Below are 19,247 nucleotides of genomic sequence, written 5' to 3' on the forward strand. Positions count from 1 at the left end.
GTGGCCCGCTCATCCGCCGCGCGCCAGCGCAACGTCGGCGTGTTCATCGACGCCGAGAACCTGTTCAAGGGCTACGGGAAGCTGGAGATCCCGGACGTCTCGATGGCCGACATCCTCGAGCTCGTCGAGCGGGAGGCCGGCGAGGAGGCCGGGGCGGGCGGCATCGCCGTGGCGCACGCCTACGCCGACTGGAACCGGCTCGGCCTGGAGGACTTCCGCCGCGACGTCGAGCGCGACGGCGTGCGCACCATGCAGGTGTTCGCGGCCGGTGCGCCCACCAAGAACGCCGCCGACATCGAGCTCGTCGTCGACTGCCTGCGGTTCGCCACCGAGCGCGAGTCGATCGAGGTGTTCGTCATCGTCTCCGGCGACGGCGACTTCGTGCCGCTCGTCCGCCGCCTGCACGAGCTCGGCAAGTACGTCGTCGGCGCCACGCTCGCCGAGCACGACGTGAACTCGCTGCTCCGCGAGGAGGCCGACCTCTACGTCTCCATCCCGAGGCCGACGGTCGAGAAGAAGGCGCCGGCGAAGAAGACCGCGAAGAAGACCGCCAAGAAGGCGCAGCCGGAGAAGAAGGCCGAGCCGAAGAAGCAGCCGGAGCCGAAGAAGAAGGCCAAGAAGGCCGCCCCGCCCCCGGAGGAGCCACCGCCGTCGAGCACGCCCAACTGGCACGCCCTGGCGAAGGACATCGGCGTCGTCGTCAAGGGCCCGGCCTCGTCGCCGGAGCAGTACAAGGACGCCATCGCGAAGCTCCTCGCCACGCCCAAGTTCCACAGCTACTGCGACAAGCTCGTCGCGCGCGGCGGCACGCTGCCGCTGCTCGCGATGGCGATCCGTGCCGCCGCGCCGCAGCTCAGCCCGTCCGCGGTCGGCGTCCGCAACCTGTCGCGTGCCTTGCGCTTCGCGCTCGCCGGCACTCGCTACGCCCTGGCCCAGGGCGACGACGACGCCCAGCCCGTCCTGGTCATGCGCCGCTCCAAGCCCGCCGACATGCTCCCCGACCTGTCCCTGAAGGAGATTCGATGACTGACGCCGACGTGATCGTGGTCGGTGCGGGGCTGGCGGGCCTGGTCGCCACCCACGAGCTGGTGAAGGCCGGCAAGTCCGTGCTGATCGTGGACCAGGAGAACGAGGCCAACCGCGGCGGCCAGGCATTCTGGTCGCTCGGCGGCATCTTCCTCGTCGACAGCCCTGAGCAGCGCCGCCTCGGCATCCACGACTCGCACGCCCTGGCCCTGCAGGATTGGCACGGCTCGGCGCAGTTCGACCGCGAGGACGAGGACCACTGGCCCCGGCAGTGGGCCGAGGCGTACGTGGCGTTCGCCGCCGGCGAGAAGCGCGCCTACCTCACCGACCTCGGGCTGAAGTTCGTCCCGTTCGTCGGCTGGGCCGAGCGCGGCGACGGCACCGCGACGGGCCACGGCAACTCCGTGCCGCGGTTCCACCTCACCTGGGGCACCGGGCCGGAGGTCGTCCGGATCTTCCTCGAGCCGGTCGAGGCGGCCGAGCGTGCCGGCACGGTCCGGTTCGCGCACCGCCACCAGGTCGACGAGCTCGTCGTCGAGGGTGGCGCCGTGGTGGGCGTGCGCGGCACCCTGCTCGCCCCGTCCACCGAGGCCCGTGGGGTCGCGTCCAACCGCGAGGCCGTCGGCGACTTCGAGCTCCGCGCCCAGGCCGTGGTGGTGACGTCCGGCGGCATCGGTCACGCGCCCGACATCATCCGGGCCAACTGGCCCGTCGACCGGCTCGGGCCCGCGCCGAAGCACATGATCCCCGGCGTCCCGGCCCACGTCGACGGCCGCATGCTCGGCATCAGCGAGTCCGCCGGCGCGAACCTCGTCAACCGCGACCGCATGTGGCACTACGTCGAGGGCATCCACAACTGGGACCCGATCTGGCCCGACCACGCCATCCGGATCATCCCCGGGCCGTCGTCGCTGTGGTTCGACGCCACCGGCAGGCGGTTGCCGGCGCCGAACTTCCCGGGCTTCGACTCGCTCGGCACCCTGCGCCACATCGGGCACACCGGCTACGACTACACCTGGTTCGTCACCACCAAGCCGATCATCGAGAAGGAGTTCGCCCTCTCCGGCTCGGAGCAGAACCCCGACTTCACCGGCAAGGACGTCAAGTTCCTGGTCAAGAACCGGCTCGCCAAGGGTGCCCCGGTGCCGGTGCAGAAGTTCATCGACCACGGCATCGACTTCGTCCAGGCCGACACGCTCGACGAGCTGGTCAGGCGCATGAACGAGCTCACCGCGTCGACGCCGGACCGCGACCACGCCGTGCTCGACCACGAGCAGCTCCGCCGGCAGATCGAGGCCCGCGACGCCGAGGTCGACAACCCGTACTCCAAGGACCTGCAGGTCATGGCGATCGCCAACGCCCGACGCTTCCGCAGCGACCGCGTCGTCCGCGTGGCCAAGCCGCACCGGTTCCTCGACCCGGCCAACGGCCCCCTGCACGCCGTCCGGCTGAACATCCTGAGTCGCAAGACCCTCGGCGGTCTGGAGACCAACCTCGACTCACAGGTCATGCGGCCCGACGGCCAGCCGTTCCCCGGCCTCTATGCCGCCGGCGAGGTCGCCGGCTTCGGCGGCGGCGGCGTGCACGGCTACAACGCGCTGGAGGGCACGTTCCTCGGCGGCTGCATCTTCTCCGGCCTGCGCGCCGGCAGGGCACTAGCGGGGTCGCTTCAGTGACCACATCTCCTGCAGCTCGAACCCCTTGACCGACGTCCGGCGCATCCTCCGGAGCCGGAAGTCCTCGTCGCCCTTGAGCTGAGCGGCCATGTCGTGGTCGATCACGGCGTGGCCGGGGCGGGCCACGTTGGTCAGGCGTGACGCGAGGTTGACCACCGGACCGTAGACGTCGCCGAGGCGGTTCATCACCCGGCCGTAGGACATGCCGACGCGGATCTGCGGGAACGTCTTGTCCTGCTCGTGCTGCTCGAGCAGGTCCAGGGCGAGGGACGCGGCGTCGCGGACGTCGTCGGTGGCGAACAGGATCTCGTCGCCGATGCTCTTGATGACGCGGCCGTGGTGGTCGGTGATGAGCCCGGCGACCACGCTCTCGAACCGCTCCACCAGCTCGGCCAGCTCGCGGGCGGTCATCCGACGGCTGCGCGTCGTGTAGCCGACGATGTCGGCGAACCCGATGCACGTGTCCTCGGCGACGTCGACCTGCGTGTCGGTGAGGGCGAGCCGGCTCGCCGCCCCGACCAGGTGCCGCCGCCAGGCGTACGTCTGGATGCGCTCGCCGAGCGGGATGAGCTCCTCCAGCATCCCGAGCCGCTCCGCCGCGACCTTCGGGTCGCCGGCGTCCGCGAACAGCGCCACGAGCATCGCGCGGACCTCCCACTCGGCCAGCCGCGAGAACGTGCGGCCGATGGTGCGGATGAACGCCTGCTCGGTCTCGTCGTTGATGACACCGAGGTCGATCAGCTGCTGCGCCATCCCGAGCGCCTCGACGTCGGCCTGGGTGAACGCCACGTCGTCGTCGCCGACCTCCGGGAAGCCCAGCGCGCGCCAGCGGGCACGGGTGACCTCCGGCGACAGCCCCGACAGGCGGGCGACGTCCGCGCGCTTCAGGTTCGGCGCCTCACCGAGGACCAGCTCGGCGAGGGCGTCGACGATGAACGAGGGGTCGAAGGACTCCTCGTCGCTCACTCTCCCGCGTTGTCGGCGGTGCGCTCGGCGTCGGCCTCGGCGATGGCCTCGCCGATCGACGGGACGGCCGCGACGAGCTCGCGTCCGGACTCCGGCGTGAAGTTCAGCGCCGTGACCTCGGTCTTCGTGACCACCGCGGCCGACCGGATCGAGTGGTTCATGATCGCGGCCTCGCCGATGAAGGTGCCCGGGCCGAGGGTGGCGACCTCCTCGCCACCGCGACGGACCGACACCTCGCCCTCGAGGATGTAGTAGGCGGCGTCCGCAGGCGTGGTCTCCAGGATCAGGGACCAGCTGTCGGGGAGGTGCACGAGGCGGCCGAGCTCGGCGACCTTCTGCACGTCGTTGTCGTTGAGGCCGGACAGCTCCTTGAGCCGTGCGATCGTCTCCGGATCAGGGGCGAAGCGATCTCTGCGCATGGGAGGCACCACGAACTTCCTGCTCAGGGCGACCCGACGGGCCGCCGACCGGGCTCTTCCGTCGGAATACTTCCATCGACCGTGGCACCTGTCCACCAAACCACCAGGTCCGAGCTCGCTCTAGGCTGAACCCATGGACATCGAGATCGGCACCGCGAAGCGCGGTCGTCGCGCGTACTCCTTCGACGACATCGCCATCGTGCCGAGCCGTCGCACGCGTGATCCCGAGGAGGTCTCCACCGCCTGGCAGATCGACGCGTACCGCTTCGAGCTCCCGGTCATGGCCGCCCCGATGGACTCGGTGATGAGCCCCGACACCGCCATCGCGCTGGGCCGCCACGGCGGGCTCGGCGTCCTCGACCTCGAGGGTCTGTGGACCCGGTACGAGAACCCGGAGAAGCTGCTCGAGGAGATCCGCGGCATCGACGCGTCCCAGGCCACGCGGCGCCTCCAGGAGCTCTACGCCGAGCCGATCAGGCCCGAGCTCATCACCGAGCGGCTCCGCCAGATCCGCGACGCCGGCGTCACCGTCGCGGGCGCGCTCTCCCCGCAGCGCACCAAGCAGCTCGCCGACGTCGTCGTCGACTCCGGCGTCGACCTGTTCGTCATCCGCGGCACCACGGTGTCCGCCGAGCACGTCTCCGGCCAGACCGAGCCGCTGAACCTCAAGGAGTTCATCTACGAGCTCGACGTACCGGTCATCGTGGGCGGCTGCGCCACCCACCAGGCCGCCCTGCACCTGATGCGCACCGGTGCCGCCGGCGTCCTCGTCGGCTTCGGCGGGGGAGCGGCGCACACCACGCGGTCCGTGCTCGGCGTCGCGGTGCCCATGGCCTCCGCCGTCGCCGACGTCGCCGCCGCCCGGCGCGACTACCTCGACGAGTCCGGTGGTCGCTACGTCCACGTCATCGCCGACGGCTCGATCGGCCGCAGCGGCGACATCGCCAAGGCCATCGCCTGTGGTGCCGACGCCGTGATGATCGGCTCGCCGTTCGCCCGCGCCGTCGAGGCGCCCGGTGGCGGCTTCCACTGGGGCGCCGAGGCCTGGCACTCCGAGCTGCCACGCGGCGAGCGCGTGGAGATCGGCACCGTCGGCACGCTGGAGTCGGTGCTGTTCGGCCCGTCGTCGGTGCCCGACGGCACGATGAACCTGATCGGCGCCCTGCGGCGCGCGCTGGCTACCACCGGCTACACCGACCTCAAGGAGTTCCAGCGGGTCGAGGTCGTGGTTGGTTGAACGTCGACTGGCTGCACCCGGACGCGGTCCGGCTGCGCGAGGCGATGCAGGCCGAGGTCCGCGGGCTGTACGAGGACGCCGCGCACCTCGAGGGCGCCGCGGTCCAGGACCGCGACGGCGGGCTGACCATCGACCCGGCCACCGTGCTGCTCACCGAGGTCCTCTACGACGGTGACGAGCCCGTCGGCCACGTCGCGGTGCGCCGGCTCGGCGACGACGTGGAGATCAAGCGCATGTACGTCCCGCCCCAGCACCGCGGCGAGGGCGTCGCGGATCGGCTGCTGGCCGAGGTCGAGGAGTGGGCCCGCGAGCAGGGCGTCCCACGGCTCGTCCTGCACACCGGGGAGAAGCAGCTCGCGGCGATCGCGTTCTACACGCGGCACGGCTACACGCCCATCCCGGTGTACCCGCCGTACGAGCAGCTGGCCTACTCGCGGTGCTTCGCGAAGGTGTTCCCGAGCCCCCTCTGAGCCGCGCGGGAGAGGTGTCCTAGCATGGTGAGGCTCACCTAACTTTCAAGGAGCTCGTGCATGAAGTCCCTCGCCGCCCTCGGTGTCGTGTCCCTGGCTCTCGTCAGCCTCTCCGCCTGTGCGTCGGAGGACGCCGCGGGCTCGAAGGGCCTGACGGTCGAGGCCACCGACTCCTCGTGCAAGGTCTCCAAGACCGAGCTCGACGCCGGACCGTCGACCTTCACGGTCACGAACAAGGGCTCCAAGGTGACCGAGTTCTACGTGTACGCCAAGGGCGACCGGATCATGGGCGAGGTCGAGAACATCGGCCCGGGTCTGTCGCGCAACCTCGTGGTCGACCTGGAGAAGGGCACCTACGAGGGCGCCTGCAAGCCGGGCATGGTCGGCGACGGCATCCGCCAGAAGCTCACCGTCACCGGCGAGGCCGCCAAGAAGCTGTCCGACTCCGCCGAGCTCAAGGCCGCGGCCAAGAGCTACGAGCGCTATGTCGCGTCGCAGACCGACGCGCTGATCGACAAGACGAACGAGTTCGTCGCCGCCGTGAAGGCCGGCGAGGTCGACGAGGCCAAGAAGCTGTTCCCGGTCGCCCGTACGTACTGGGAGCGCATCGAGCCCGTGGCCGAGGTCTTCGGCGACCTCGACCCGCTGACCGACGGCCGCGAGCCCGACGCGAAGGCCGAGGGCCGCGACTTCACTGGTTGGCACCGCATCGAGAAGCAGCTCTGGGTGGCCGGCAACACCGACGGCATGGGCACGTACGCCGACGACCTGTTGGCGAACATCAAGAAGGTCGTCGCTCAGGCGAAGGACCAGCCGCTCACCGCGCTGCAGCTCGCGCAGGGCTCGAAGGGCCTGCTCGACGAGGTGGCCACCGGCAAGATCACCGGCGAGGAGGACGAGTTCAGCCACACCGACCTGTGGGACTTCAAGGCGAACATCGAGGGCTCCCAGGCGGCCATCGCGGCGCTGCGCCCGGTGCTCGAGGAGCAGGACCCGGACCTCGTCGCCCTGATCGACCAGCGGTTCAAGGAGCTCGACGCCGAGCTGAACCAGTACCAGGACAAGAGCACCGGCGAGTGGGCGCCGTACACGGACCTGTCCAAGGCGCAGGTCAAGAAGCTGTCCGACGCCGTGGCCGCCCTGAGCGAGCCGATCAGCAAGGTCGCCTCGGTGGTGGCTTCCTCAGCGTGAGTACCGTGGTTCCACGTGACTGACCTGTCCCGCCGCGCCCTCCTCGGCGCCGCCGGCATCGGTGCCGTCGCGGCCGGCGTCGGGGGCGGTTACGCCCTCGGGAGCTCCGACGACCCGCCGGTGAAGCCGGCGGAGGCGGCTCTCCCGGTGCCGTTCACCGGACGCCACCAGGCGGGCATCGTGACGCCGGCCCAGGACCGGCTCTACCTCGTCGCGCTGGACATGACGAGCGAGAAGCGCGACGACCTGATCTCGCTGCTGAAGGACTGGACGCGGGCGGCCCGCAAGCTCACGGCCGGGAACGAGATCGGCGTCTACGGTGCCGTCGCGGGCTCGCCGCTCGGCCCGCCGGAGGACACCGGGGAGGCGCTCGGCCTGCCGCCGTCGCAGCTGACCCTCACCTTCGGGTTCGGGCCGAGCCTGTTCGAGAAGGACGGCAAGCCCCGGTTCGGGCTCGACGGGAGGAAGCCGGAGAAGCTCACCGACCTGCCGGCGTTCTCCGGCGACCAGCTCGACCCGGCCATCTCGCACGGGGACCTCGTCGTCCAGGCGTGCGCCAACGACCCGCAGGTCGCGGTGCACGCGGTCCGCAACCTCGTGCGCATCGCGTTCGGCCGGGCCTCCGTGCGGTACTCGCAGATGGGCTTCGGCCGCACGTCGTCGACGTCGCAGGCGCAGGTCACCGCACGCAACATGCTCGGCTTCAAGGACGGCACGGCCAACATCAAGGTCGAGGAGCGCAGGAGCGTCGACGAGTTCGTCTGGGTCGGGCCCGACGACGGCCCCGACTGGCTGGTGGACGGCAGCTACCTCGTCACCCGCAAGATCAACATGCGGATCGAGACCTGGGACCGCGAGTCGCTGCAAGGCCAGGAGCAGATCATCGGGCGCACGAAGGGGTCGGGCGGTCCGCTGAGCGGCGGCGACGAGTTCGCGACGATCGACCTGAAGGCGAAGGGCCCTGACGGCGAGCTCGCCATCCCGGAAAAGTCGCACGTCCGGCTGGCCCACCCCGACACGAACGGCGGAGTCAAGATCCTGCGGCGCGGCTACAACTTCGTCGACGGGTCCGACGGCCTCGGCCAGCTGAGCGCGGGGCTGTTCTTCATCGCCTACCAGCGCGACCCGGAGCAGTTCATCCGAATCCAGAAGAGCCTCGCCGGCTCGCAGAACGACCTGCTCAACGAGTACATCGTCCACGTCAGCACCGGCGTCTTCGCCTGCCCGCCCGGAGTCGGCCGCACCGGGTTCGTCGGCGAGACCCTGTTCGCCTGAGTAGGTTCACGGCATGACGATGAACCTCGGCGACTCCGTGACCGTCCACATGAAGGCGTCGCCGGAAGAGGTCTGGGACCTCGTCAGCGACGTCACCCGCATCGGCGAGTTCAGCCCCGAGACGTTCGAGGCCCGCTGGACCCGGGGCTCCACCGGACCCGAGGTCGGTGCCCACTTCAAGGGCCACGTGAAGCGGAACGGCGTCGGCCCGGTCTACTGGACGCTGTGCCGCGTCGACCGCTGCGAGCCGGGCCGGCAGTTCGAGTTCACCGTGATCGTGGGGGACCGCGACGTGAACACGTGGGGCTACCGGATCGAACCGGCCGACGACGGCGTCGACGTCACCGAGTACTTCCAGCTCGCCGGGAACCCGCTGCTGAAGCTGTACTGGGGCGCCCTCGGCTGGGCCCGCGGCCGCACCAACCGCGAAGGCATGCGCACGACCCTCGAGCGCATCCGCGACGTCGTGGAGTCCGGCTCATCCAGCACGTGACATCGGCCATGTCACGCTTCGCATACTCGCGGTATCCTGACCGGCATGCCAGTCTCCGAGCGCATCGCTCCTGACCGGATCGCCACGCTCACGCGCCTGATCCGCACCACGACGCAGGAGTCCCGCACCACCATCTCGCCGCTGGACGGCGAGCCGGTCGCCGAGATCCCCGTCTCGAGCATCGAGGACGTCGAGGCGGCCTTCGACGCCGCCCGCGTCGCCCAGGCGTCCTGGTCGCAGACCTCCCTCCGTGAGCGCCGCCGCGCGCTGCTGCGCCTGCACGACCTGGTGCTCGAGCGCCGCGAGGAGCTGCTCGACCTCATCCAGATCGAGTCCGGCAAGTCGCGTGCGCACGCGTTCGACGAGGTGGCCCACCTGGCTTTGACGGCGCGCTACTACGCGCGGCGCCTCCGCCGGCAGATGAAGCCGGAGCGGCGCAACGGCGCCCTCCCGCTCCTCACGTCGGTGAAGCTGAACCACGTGCCCAAGGGCGTCGTCGGCATCATCAGCCCCTGGAACTACCCGCTCACGATGGCCATCTCCGACGGCCTGCCGGCGATCGCGGCCGGCAACGTGGTGGTGCACAAGCCCGACAGCCAGAGCCCGCTGATCGCGCTGGCAGGCGTCGAGCTGCTGCGTGACGCCGGGTTCCCGGCCGACGTCTGGCAGGTCGTCAGCGGCGCCGGCTCTGTGGTGGGCACCGCGATCATCGAGCGGGCCGACTACATCTGCTTCACCGGCTCCACCGCCACCGGCACGCTGATCGCCAAGCAGGCGGCCGAGCGTCTGGTCAGCACGTCGCTCGAGCTGGGCGGAAAGAATCCGATGATCGTGCTCCCGGGCGCTGACGTCGAGAATTCGGCGGCCGGCGCGGTGAACGCGTGCTTCAGCTCGGCCGGCCAGCTGTGCGTCTCGATCGAGCGCCTCTACGTCCCCGAGGCGCAGTACGACGCCTTCCGCGACGCCTTCGTCCGCCGGGTGCAGGCGCTCTCGCTCGGCGCGGGACTCGACTGGGACGCCGACATGGGGTCGCTCGTGTCGCAGGCCCAGGTGGAGACCATCACGAAGCACGTCGAGGACGCCGTCGCCAACGGTGCCACCGTGCTCACGGGCGGCAAGGCCCGCCCGGACCTCGGCCCGTTCTTCTACGAGCCCACCGTCCTGGAGGGCGTCACCGACGCGGCCGAGTGCTTCGCCGGCGAGACGTTCGGCCCGCTGGTCTCGCTGTACCCGTACCGCACTGTCGAGGAGGCCGTGGAGCTCGCCAACGGCGGCGAGTACGGCCTGAACGCGAGCATCTACGGGCCCACCCGCCTGGCCCGCCGGATCGCGCCGACGATCAAGGCCGGCACGGTCAACATCAACGAGGGGTTCGCCGCCAGCTTCGGCAGCATCGACGCACCCATGGGCGGCATGCGGCACTCCGGTGTCGGCCGCCGCCAGGGCGCCGAGGGCATCCACCGCTACACCGAGCCGCAGTCCGTGGCCGTCCAGCGCGCGATGCCGATGGCCGGTCCCGCGTTCCTCGCCCCGGAGCGCTACGCGAAGCTGCTCACCCTGGGCATGAAGATCCTCCGGAGGACACCGCGTGCCTGAGAGCAAGTTCGACCACGACGTCGTCGTCATCGGTTCGGGGTTCGGCGGGAGCGTCTCGGCGCTGCGGCTGACCGAGAAGGGCTACAAGGTGGCCGTGCTCGAGGCCGGCAAGCGCTACCGCGACGAGGACTTCGCCAAGACCTCGTGGCGCCTGCGCAAGTTCCTCTGGATGCCGCAGCTCGGCTGCTACGGCATCCAGCGCATCGACAAGCTCAAGGACGCGCTGATCCTCTCCGGTGCCGGCGTGGGCGGTGGCTCGCTGGTGTACGCCAACACGCTCTACGAGCCGCTCGACCCGTTCTACCGCGACCCCGCGTGGGGCCACATCACCGACTGGAAGGCCGAGCTCGAGCCGTACTACGACCAGGCGAAGCGGATGCTCGGCGTCACGACGTACCCGATCGAGACGGCCGCCGACCGGGTCATCAAGCAGGTGGCTGCCGACATGGGCGTCGAGGGCACGTTCCACCACACGCCGGTCGGCGTCGTCTTCGGCGAGCCCGGTGCCGACGTCGGCGACCCGTACTTCGGTGGCGTCGGCCCGCGGCGCAACGCGTGCCTCCAGGTGGGCGAGTGCATGACGGGCTGCCGGCACAACGCCAAGAACACCTTGGTCAAGAACTACCTGTATCTCGCCGAGAAGAACGGCGCCGAGGTGCACCCGCTCACCACCGTCGTCGCGGTCCGCCCGCTCCCCGGTGGCGGCTACGAGATCGAGACCCGACGCACGAACAAGCGCTTCCGTCCGCACCGGAAGATCACGGCCGAGCAGGTGGTGTTCGCGGCCAGCACGATGGGCACGCAGAAGCTGCTGCACCGGATGCGCGACAAGGGCCTGCTGCCGCAGGTCTCGCAGCGGCTCGGCGTGCTGACGCGGACGAACTCGGAGGCACTCCTCGGCTCCATCGCCGACGGCAAGGACGTCGACTACAGCCACGGCGTCGCGATCACGTCGTCGTTCCACCCGGACGAGCACACGCACGTCGAGCCGGTCCGCTACGGCAAGGGCTCGAACGCGATGTCGCTGCTGCAGACCGTCCTCACCGACGGCAGCCTGGCCACCCCGCGCTGGCGGACCTGGCTGAAGGAGCTGTGGCGGCAGAAGGGCAACATCTTCAAGCTGTACGACCTGCGGCACTGGTCCGAGCGCACGATCATCGCGCTGGTGATGCAGACCCACGACAACTCCATCACCACGTACACGAAGCGCACCCTCACCGGCCGCCGGAAGCTGACGTCCCGCCAGGGCCACGGCGCCCCGAACCCGACGTTCATCCCGCCGGCGCACGAGGCTGTGCAGCTGATGGCCAAGCACATGAAGGGCACGCCGGGCGGCACCATCGGCGAGCCGTTCAACGTCCCGATGACGGCGCACTTCATGGGCGGCTGCGCCATCGGCGACAGCCCCGAGACCGGCGTCATCGACCCGTACCACCGGCTCTACAACTACGAGGGCCTGCACGTGGTGGACGGCTCGGCGATCAGCGCGAACCTGGGCGTGAACCCGTCCCTGACGATCACCGCCCAGGCCGAGCGCGCGATGTCGTTCTGGCCCAACCGCGGCGAGGAGGACCCGCGCCCGCCCATGCACGAGGAGTACCGCGCGATCTCGCCCGTCGTGCCGAAGAACCCGGTCGTCCCCGCCGACGCCCCCGCCGCGCTGAGGCTTCCCATCTCGCCCGCCTGACCTCCGGTGGTCGAGTGCCCCCGCGAGCGCCAGCGAGCTGGGGGTGTATCGAGACCACATCGGCAGCGAGCCTGACTTCTCACCAGGTCTCGTCACCCTGACGCCTTCGGCGTGACGCGCTCGACCTCCTTCGGCGCCCGCTCGCAGGGCTCGCGTCGCCTCCGGACAGCACAGAGCCCGGCCGGGAGGGAGCTCACGGGCCGGGCTCTGTCGTGCCACGAGGAGCGGGCACCTGATCTAACGGGAGGGAGTGTAGTTAGATCACCCCGTTCAACGACCTTGGGAGCGAGAGGTTACTACCAGTTCGAACAATTTTCGGGCCGTTAGGATCATGGCGTGGGCCCTGACCATGACACCGTCCTCGTCGTCGACTTCGGGGCTCAGTACGCGCAGCTGATCGCCCGTCGCGTGCGTGAGGCCAAGGTCTACTCCGAGATCGTCCCGCACACGATGCCGGTCGAGGAGATGCTGGCCCGCAAGCCGGCCGCGATCATCCTGTCCGGCGGCCCGTCGAGCGTCTACGCCGACGGTGCTCCGCAGCTCGACGCCGCGATGTTCGACGGCTCCGTCCCGGTGTTCGGCATCTGCTACGGCTTCCAGGCGATGGCCCAGGCGCTCGGCGGCAGCGTCGCGCACACCGGCCAGCGCGAGTACGGCCGCACGGCCGTCTCGGTGCTCGAGCCGGGCGCCCTCCTCGCGGGTCTGCCCGAGGTGCTGACGTCCTGGATGTCCCACGGCGACGAGGTCGTCGCGGCGCCCGAGGGCTTCGCCGTCAACGCCACGTCGCCCCGCGCCACCGTCGCCGCCTTCGAGAACACCGAACGCCGCCTCGCCGGCGTGCAGTGGCACCCCGAGGTCATGCACACCGAGCACGGTCAGGCCATCCTCGAGCACTTCCTCGTCAATATCGCCGGCTGTCGCCAGACGTGGACGAGCGTCAACATCGTCGAGGAGCAGATCAAGGTCATCCGCGAGCAGGTGGGCGACAAGCGGGTCATCTGCGGGCTGTCCGGCGGCGTCGACTCCGCCGTGGCCGCCGCGCTCGTGCAGCGCGCCATCGGCGACCAGCTGACCTGCGTGTTCGTCGACCACGGACTTCTGCGCCAGGGCGAGGCCGAGCAGGTCGAGCGCGACTTCGTCGAGGCCACCGGCGTCGACCTCAAGGTCGTCGACGCTCAGGAGCGCTTCCTCGGCTTCCTCGACGGCGTCACCGACCCCGAGCAGAAGCGCAAGATCATCGGCCGCGAGTTCATCCGGGTCTTCGAGGCCGCGGAGCGCGAGATCGTCGAGGAGTCCGAAGGAACGCCCGTCGAGTTCCTCGTCCAGGGCACGCTGTATCCCGACGTCGTCGAGTCCGGCGGCGGCGAGGGCGCGGCCAACATCAAGAGCCACCACAATGTCGGCGGGCTGCCGGAGGACCTCCAGTTCACCCTGATCGAGCCGCTGCGCAGCCTGTTCAAGGACGAGGTGCGGCTCGTGGGGGAGCAGCTCGGCCTGCCGCCGGAGATCGTCTGGCGCCACCCGTTCCCCGGACCCGGCCTGGCCATCCGCATCATCGGCGCGGTCGACGCCGAGCGCCTCGACATCCTGCGGGAGGCCGACGCCATCGCCCGTGCGGAGGTCACCGCCGCCGGCCTCGACCGCGACATCTGGCAGTTCCCGGTCGTGCTGCTGGCCGACGTCCGCTCGGTCGGCGTCCAGGGCGACGGCCGCACCTACGGCCACCCGGTCGTCCTGCGTCCGGTGTCCAGCGAGGACGCGATGACGGCCGACTGGAGCCGCCTCCCGTACGACGTGCTGGAGCGCATCTCCACCCGCATCACGAACGAGGTCGAAGAGGTCAACCGCGTCGTCCTCGACATCACCAGCAAGCCCCCGGGAACCATCGAGTGGGAGTGACCCGATGACCACCGCACGCCTGCGCATCGCCGCGATCGTCATCGTCGCCCTCGCGGCGATCGGAGCCGCCGGGTGGGCGCTCCTCGACCTCGGCGGCGACGACGCCGACCCGGTCAACGCCGGTCCGAGCGCGGAGCCGTCGGCCACCGTCTCGTCGAGCCCGTCCGCCTCGCCGTCCCCGAAGGCGTCGCCGACGCCCACCTGCGAAGGCCCCACGACGCAGTTCAACCTGGAGGGCCGCGACCAGGACAGCCTCCTGCCCGACTGCGGCACCAAGGTCGTCACGCGGGCCGAGCAGAAGAAGTCCGGTCTCGGGCTCGGCTGCGGCGGCACCTACCCGGTCATCCTCTACAAGACCACCACGTCCGGCGCGAGGACGTCGATCTGCGGCAAGGACGCCACCGGCGAGACGTTCCGCTTCGTCACCCAGGCGAACGGCGGCGAGGTGATCGACATGAAGGGCGACTACAACCCCGGGGCCGACTCGTTCGTGGCCAAGAAGGACGGCGTCCGCTACGAGGTGCAGGCCTACGACGGCACGCTGGTCGTCACGCGCGACGGCCGGACCACCACGCAGAAGTCGAGCGAGTGGATCTCCCTCGACAACGAGTCCGACTACGACTGATCGTCCCGCTCGCGAGCCTCGATTCGCCGGTAGACGCGGTTCCGGGCGCGCAGCACCACCGCCGCCAGGGCGGCCGCGACGAGCGACCCGGCGAGGATGCCGACCTTGACGTGCTCGTCGGCCTCGCTGCCCGGCCCGAACGCCAGCTCGCCGATCAGCAGCGACACGGTGAACCCGATGCCCGCCAGGATCGACAGGCCGAGCACGTCCCACCACGACAGGTCGGTGTCGAGGTCGGCCCGGGTGAACCGGGCCATCAGCCACGTCGCGCCCAGCACGCCGATCGTCTTGCCCGCCACCAGCCCGAGCACCACGCCGAGCGTGACGCGATCACTGAGGGCGTCGGTGAGGCCTGACCACCCCCCGATCGCGACGCCGGCGGAGAAGAACGCGAACACCGGGACGGCGACGGCGGCCGACAGCGGCCGCAGCACGTGCTCGAGGCGCTCGGCCGCGCCGTGGACCGGGACGGTGAAGCCCAGGACCACGCCCGCGACGGTCGCGTGAACACCGGACTCGTGCACGCACGCCCAGGCCACGACAGCTAGTGGCACGAGCAGCCACGGCGAGGTGCGCCACCGGACGACGGCGGCGAAGAGTGCGATGGGCACGACGGCGGCCAGCAGCCAGAGGACGTCGAGGTCGTCGGTGTAGAACACTGCGATGATCGAGATCGCCAACAGGTCGTCGACGACCGCGAGCGTGAGCAGGAACGTCCGCAGGCCCGACGGGAGGTGGGTGCTGAGCGCCGCCAGGACCGCCAGGGCGAACGCGATGTCCGTGGCCGTCGGGACCGCCCAGCCGCGGGTGGCGCCGCCGAGGTTCACGAGCGTGTAGATCACCGCGGGCACGACCATGCCGCCGACCGCCGCGACGATCGGCACGGCGGCTCGCCTCGGGTCGCGCAGGTCGCCGGCCACCAGCTCGCGCTTCAGCTCCAGCCCCACGACGAAGAAGAAGATCGCCAGCAGGCCGTCGGACGCCCACGCGCCGATCGTGAGGTCCAGGTGCAGGCCCGACGGGCCGACGACGGTGTCGCGGACGTCGGCGTAGACGTCGCCGACGTTGGCCGCCAGCAGCGCGACGGCCGCGGCGCCGATCAGCAGGATGCCGCCGAGGGTCTCCTGCCGCAGCAGCTCGGCGATCCGCGCGGCCTCGAGGCGGCTGCCTCGTGCGAGGAGGCGGGGGCGGTCGTGGCTCATGGGCGCTCCGGGGGTCGGCGACAGGACGCCGACCAGACTTCCCGGCACACCGGGAGTCAGTCTACGGCGTACAGCTCGACGAACCGGCTGACGATCCGCGGCGGGTGGACGACGTGGCTGCGCGCCGCCGCGTCCTTGAGGTCCTGCGCCGTCTCCGGCGCGAAGTAGCCGTAGTTCTTGTAGACGTCGATCCGGGTCTGGATGCCCGGGATGTCGAGCTCGGGGTGGAACTGGGTGGCGTAGACGTTGCTGCCCACCCGGAACGCCTGCACCGGGCAGCTGGCCGACGACGCCAGGTTGGGCACACCGTCCGGCAGTGAGCTGACGTTCTCCTTGTGTCCCAGGAACGCCTCGAACGTGTCCGGCAGGATGCCGAGCAGCGGGTCGTCGCGGCCGGCGGCGGTGAGGTCGATCGTCATCGGGCCGACGGGCTCGGGGTGCGCGCGGTCCACCACGGCTCCCTGGTGCCGGCCGATCAGGCCGACCCCGTAGCAGGCGCCGAGGAACGGGTAGTCGCGCTCGACCACCTCGTCGAGCAGCGCCAGCAGCTCCGCCTCGACGCGTCGTTGCGCATCCGACTTCACGTCTTCCGAATCGGAGACGTTGTACGGGCTGCCGCCGAGGATGATGCCGGAGTAGGCGTCGAGGTCGACGGTGCCGAGCGGTTCCTGCTCGAGCCGGCGGCGCTCCAGCTGATCGTCGCGCAACCCGCCGAACCGCAGGAAGGCGTCATGCTCGCCGTCCGCGGCCGGGTCCTCGGCCCGCGTCGCGAGCAGCAGGAACGGCTTCACGACGAGCACCGTACCCGTGTGAGCCATGATGGCGGCGTGAACCTGCCCGTTCTCATCGCCCACCGCGGCGTCCCCGGCATGAGGCTCGAGCACACCCGTCCGTCGTACGAGCTGGCCGTCGAGAGCGGCGCCGACTACATCGAGCCGGACGTCGTCAGCACCCGCGACGGGGTGCTGGTCGTGCGACACGAGAACGAGATCGGCGGCACCACGGACGTGGCCGACCGCCCGGAGTTCGCCGACCGGATGGTCACGAAGCTTGTCGACGGCAAGGCGCTGACCGGCTGGTTCACCGAGGACTTCACCCTCGACGAGCTCAAGACGCTGCGCGCGCGGGAGCGGCTGCCCGAGATCCGCCCGCAGAACCTCCCGCTGGCGGGGCAGGAGCCGATCCTGACGTTCGACGAGGTCCTGGACGTCGCCGAACGGGCCAACGCCGGGCGGTCGGAGCCGATCGGGGTCTACGTCGAGACCAAGCACCCCACGTACTTCCGCAGCATCGGGCTCGACCTCGACGAGCGGCTGCTGGCGGCGCTCGAGGCTCGCGGCCTCAACCAGGCGGACGCGCCGACGCCGGTGGTGATCCAGTCGATGGAGACCGGCAACCTGCACGGCCTCCGGCCGCGGACGCCGCTCCCGCTCGTCCAGCTGATGGAGAAGAAGGGCGCGCCCGCCGACCTCGTCGCCTCAGGCGACCCCCGCACGTACCGCGACCTGACGCAGTCGGAGAACCTGGCCGAGATCGCGACGTACGCCGACGGGATCGGCCCGCACAAGGACCTGGTGATCGGGCGGGACCGTCAGAAGCGGTTCGCCGGCCCGACCGGCCTGGCGGACCGTGCGCACGCCGCCGGGCTGTTCGTGCACGTCTGGACGCTGCGCGACGAGGAGAGCTTCCGGCCGGTGGGCACCAGCGCCGTCGACGAGTATCTTGCGTTCTTCGACGCGGGCGTCGACGGCGTCTTCACCGACTTCACGCCGACGGCGGTACCGGTTCGTGAACGATGGTGGTCCGAGCGGGCTCGGTCCTCTTCGGCATGATCACCCACGCCAGCACGTAGGCGACGAACAGCGAGCCGAAGCCGAGCAGGGTCCCCACGGCCACGATGAACCGGATCAAGCCCGCCTCGGCGCCCGTGTACTCGGCGATGCCGCCGCACACGCCGCCGAACCAGCGGTTGCTGGTGCTGCGCTCAAGCTTCTTCGTGCTCATGGGTGGGTCCTTCCTCGGTGGTCTTGTCGGGGGTGTGCGGGGCCTGCTGCGGCCGGCGGCTGTTGCCCAGGGTGGCGACGATGCCGAGGACGCCCAGCAGGATCAGCGTGGCGGCGGCCAGGTAGCCGAGGTCCTCCGGCTCGAGCCAGTCCTGCTCCCAGACGGCCCACTGGCCGAGGACGGCCAGGAAGAACAGCCCGAAGGCCAGGCCCTCCCAGCGGAACGGGTGGCGGTTCATCGGCGGATCACCTCGATGTTGCCGAGTCCCTGGCGAAGCTTCAGGGTCAGGGCGGGTCGGTCCGGCTCGGCGGCCGGATAGGTCAGCTCGTTGTCGGTGCCGTTGACCTTGCGGTCGAAGGCGCGGATCTCGCCCGCCTCCAGCTCGGCGTCGATCACGACGTTCAGGTCGCTCGGGACGATGACACGCATCTCGCCGATGCCGTTCTCCAGGCTCACCGTGCTGCCGGTGAGCTGGTCGGCGTCCGTGAGGTCGGCCAGGTCCAGCTGGAGCTTGCCGATGCCGTGCTCGTACGAGCCGTTCACGTCGGCGGCCGAGAGTGGGTCGTACCTCCGCTCCCCGAGCGCGGGGCTCGGAAGCAGCGTGCCGACCGCGAGCGCGACGGCGAGCAGGCCGCCGATCGGCACCAGCGGGCCGGCCTGGCCGAACCGTGTCCCCACCAGCAGGCCGACCGAGACGACGGCGAGGGCGATCGCGACGTACGACGTCCAGTCGGTGCCGTCGTTGGCCTGCGCGATCAGCAGCGCGACGGCCACGGCGATCGCGGCGACCGAGAGGGTCAGCACGGTCAGGGCGGGCGAGCGCTCGGCCCGGCGGCGCAGCTTGCGCTCCAGGGCCTCGGCGGTCACGCGGTCGGTGTACTCGGAGACGGTCATCATGCCGGCGTCCGTCGACGACTCCTTCGGCGCGGCGAGCTCCGCATGGCGCCGGCGCGGCCGGACGACGAACAGCCAGTAGAGGAAGGCCACCGGGAGCAGGATCCACGGCAGCGCGCCGCCCCAGCCCCAGCTGTGGTCGCCGACGACGGCGAGCGCGGCGAGGACGGCGGCGACGAGGAGGCCCACGGCGCGGACCTGCTCCTCGTTCTTGTCGAGGTTGAACCAGTCGCTCGCGATGCTCCGGCCGGGCTCGCCCGACGGGGAGTCCTCCGGCGGGATCAGGAACCAGGCGGCGGCGTACAGGATGGCGCCGGCCAGGCCCACGAACGTCAGGACCGCGATGACCACGCGGACCACGACGGGATCGACGTTCAGGTAGCGGGCGGCGCCGGAGCAGACGCCGGCGAGCATGCGGTCGTCGCGGGAGCGCCGCATGTCGGCGATGGTGCGCAGACGATGGCTCTCGAAGCCGGTGTCGTCGTGCTGGGTCTCGTTCATGGCTCCATCGTGCAAGGCCGGGCGCGTGCGGACCATCGGGTACCACCCTGAAACCTCGGGGGCGGGGTTCAGGGTGCGACCGGGGT

Annotated in this window: 19 protein-coding genes; 12 read left to right on the forward strand and 7 right to left on the reverse strand. The window is 70.7% G+C overall.

What is annotated here, in order from left to right; all coding sequences use genetic code 11:
* Window positions 1–1,026: an NYN domain-containing protein gene (locus FHP06_RS14415; protein ID WP_147687505.1), complete on the forward strand. Its 1,026-nt coding sequence runs from the start codon at window positions 1–3 to the stop codon at window positions 1,024–1,026.
* A complete protein-coding gene (locus FHP06_RS14420; protein ID WP_147687506.1) occupies window positions 1,023–2,702 on the forward strand; it encodes an FAD-binding dehydrogenase in 1,680 nt (559 codons plus the stop codon). The genes FHP06_RS14415 and FHP06_RS14420 overlap by 4 nt, the downstream gene beginning before the upstream one ends.
* Here FHP06_RS14420 and FHP06_RS14425 read toward each other — a convergent pair.
* Together FHP06_RS14425 and FHP06_RS14430 are read right to left on the reverse strand one after the other, a co-directional pair.
* Window positions 2,682–3,668 carry an adenylate/guanylate cyclase domain-containing protein gene (locus FHP06_RS14425; RefSeq protein WP_147687507.1) on the reverse strand — a complete coding sequence of 329 codons (987 nt, stop codon included), beginning with the start codon at window positions 3,666–3,668 and terminating at the stop codon, window positions 2,682–2,684. The genes FHP06_RS14420 and FHP06_RS14425 overlap by 21 nt on opposite strands.
* Window positions 3,665–4,087: a cyclic nucleotide-binding domain-containing protein gene (locus FHP06_RS14430; RefSeq protein WP_147687508.1), complete on the reverse strand. Its 423-nt coding sequence runs from the start codon at window positions 4,085–4,087 to the stop codon at window positions 3,665–3,667. Before FHP06_RS14430 ends, FHP06_RS14425 begins: the two co-directional genes overlap by 4 nt.
* 133 nt (window positions 4,088–4,220) lie before the next feature.
* Here FHP06_RS14430 and FHP06_RS14435 point away from each other — a divergent pair, with 133 nt between their 5' ends.
* The 9 genes from FHP06_RS14435 to FHP06_RS14475 all read left to right on the forward strand — a co-directional run bounded on the left by FHP06_RS14435 (window position 4,221) and on the right by FHP06_RS14475 (window position 14,560).
* Window positions 4,221–5,324, forward strand: coding sequence for a GuaB3 family IMP dehydrogenase-related protein (locus FHP06_RS14435; RefSeq protein WP_147687509.1), 1,104 nt, complete (start codon window positions 4,221–4,223; stop codon window positions 5,322–5,324).
* Entirely contained in the window at window positions 5,321–5,794 is a 474-nt protein-coding gene (locus tag FHP06_RS14440; protein WP_222706497.1) for a GNAT family N-acetyltransferase, read from the forward strand. The genes FHP06_RS14435 and FHP06_RS14440 overlap by 4 nt, the downstream gene beginning before the upstream one ends.
* A gap of 60 nt (window positions 5,795–5,854) precedes the next feature.
* Complete coding sequence (gene efeO, locus FHP06_RS14445) at window positions 5,855–6,985, forward strand: iron uptake system protein EfeO (protein WP_147687510.1); 1,131 nt, start codon at window positions 5,855–5,857, stop codon at window positions 6,983–6,985.
* Window positions 6,986–7,000: 15 nt separating this feature from the next.
* Window positions 7,001–8,260, forward strand: coding sequence for an iron uptake transporter deferrochelatase/peroxidase subunit (gene efeB, locus FHP06_RS14450; protein ID WP_222706498.1), 1,260 nt, complete (start codon window positions 7,001–7,003; stop codon window positions 8,258–8,260).
* Window positions 8,261–8,273: 13 nt separating this feature from the next.
* Window positions 8,274–8,753, forward strand: coding sequence for an SRPBCC family protein (locus tag FHP06_RS14455; RefSeq protein WP_147687511.1), 480 nt, complete (start codon window positions 8,274–8,276; stop codon window positions 8,751–8,753).
* 45 nt (window positions 8,754–8,798) lie between these two features.
* The gene (locus FHP06_RS14460) at window positions 8,799–10,349 is read left to right on the forward strand and encodes a succinic semialdehyde dehydrogenase (protein ID WP_187271956.1); all 1,551 of its coding nucleotides are present in this window, start codon (window positions 8,799–8,801) and stop codon (window positions 10,347–10,349) included.
* Window positions 10,342–12,036, forward strand: coding sequence for a GMC oxidoreductase (locus FHP06_RS14465; protein ID WP_147687513.1), 1,695 nt, complete (start codon window positions 10,342–10,344; stop codon window positions 12,034–12,036). The genes FHP06_RS14460 and FHP06_RS14465 overlap by 8 nt, the downstream gene beginning before the upstream one ends.
* A gap of 336 nt (window positions 12,037–12,372) precedes the next feature.
* Window positions 12,373–13,935, forward strand: a complete 1,563-nt coding sequence (guaA, locus tag FHP06_RS14470; protein WP_147687514.1) for a glutamine-hydrolyzing GMP synthase — start codon at window positions 12,373–12,375, stop codon at window positions 13,933–13,935.
* Between the two features lie 4 nt (window positions 13,936–13,939).
* Window positions 13,940–14,560 carry a hypothetical protein gene (locus FHP06_RS14475; protein ID WP_147687515.1) on the forward strand — a complete coding sequence of 207 codons (621 nt, stop codon included), beginning with the start codon at window positions 13,940–13,942 and terminating at the stop codon, window positions 14,558–14,560.
* Here the strand turns inward: FHP06_RS14475 and nhaA are convergent.
* On the reverse strand, window positions 14,551–15,762 hold the full coding sequence (gene nhaA / locus FHP06_RS14480; protein ID WP_147687516.1) for a Na+/H+ antiporter NhaA: 1,212 nt from the start codon (window positions 15,760–15,762) through the stop codon (window positions 14,551–14,553). The genes FHP06_RS14475 and nhaA overlap by 10 nt on opposite strands.
* Before the next feature lie 56 nt (window positions 15,763–15,818).
* Entirely contained in the window at window positions 15,819–16,580 is a 762-nt protein-coding gene (locus tag FHP06_RS14485; RefSeq protein WP_147687517.1) for a glutamine amidotransferase, read from the reverse strand.
* A gap of 9 nt (window positions 16,581–16,589) precedes the next feature.
* Here FHP06_RS14485 and FHP06_RS14490 point away from each other — a divergent pair, with 9 nt between their 5' ends.
* Window positions 16,590–17,594, forward strand: coding sequence for a glycerophosphodiester phosphodiesterase (locus FHP06_RS14490; RefSeq protein ID WP_147687518.1), 1,005 nt, complete (start codon window positions 16,590–16,592; stop codon window positions 17,592–17,594).
* On the opposite strand, the gene FHP06_RS14495 is transcribed toward FHP06_RS14490, so the two are convergent.
* From FHP06_RS14495 to FHP06_RS14505, 3 genes are read right to left on the reverse strand one after another with little or no spacing between them, the layout of a single operon-like run.
* Complete coding sequence (locus tag FHP06_RS14495) at window positions 17,527–17,766, reverse strand: PspC domain-containing protein (protein WP_147687519.1); 240 nt, start codon at window positions 17,764–17,766, stop codon at window positions 17,527–17,529. The genes FHP06_RS14490 and FHP06_RS14495 overlap by 68 nt on opposite strands.
* A complete protein-coding gene (locus tag FHP06_RS14500) occupies window positions 17,747–18,004 on the reverse strand; it encodes a hypothetical protein (RefSeq protein WP_147687520.1) in 258 nt (85 codons plus the stop codon). The genes FHP06_RS14495 and FHP06_RS14500 overlap by 20 nt, the downstream gene beginning before the upstream one ends.
* Entirely contained in the window at window positions 18,001–19,161 is a 1,161-nt protein-coding gene (locus tag FHP06_RS14505) for a PspC domain-containing protein (RefSeq protein WP_187271957.1), read from the reverse strand. Before FHP06_RS14505 ends, FHP06_RS14500 begins: the two co-directional genes overlap by 4 nt.
* Window positions 19,162–19,247: the final 86 nt, after the last annotated feature.

Origin of the sequence: Aeromicrobium terrae, assembly GCF_008039565.1 — a bacterium.
Taxonomy (GTDB): domain Bacteria; phylum Actinomycetota; class Actinomycetes; order Propionibacteriales; family Nocardioidaceae; genus Aeromicrobium; species Aeromicrobium terrae.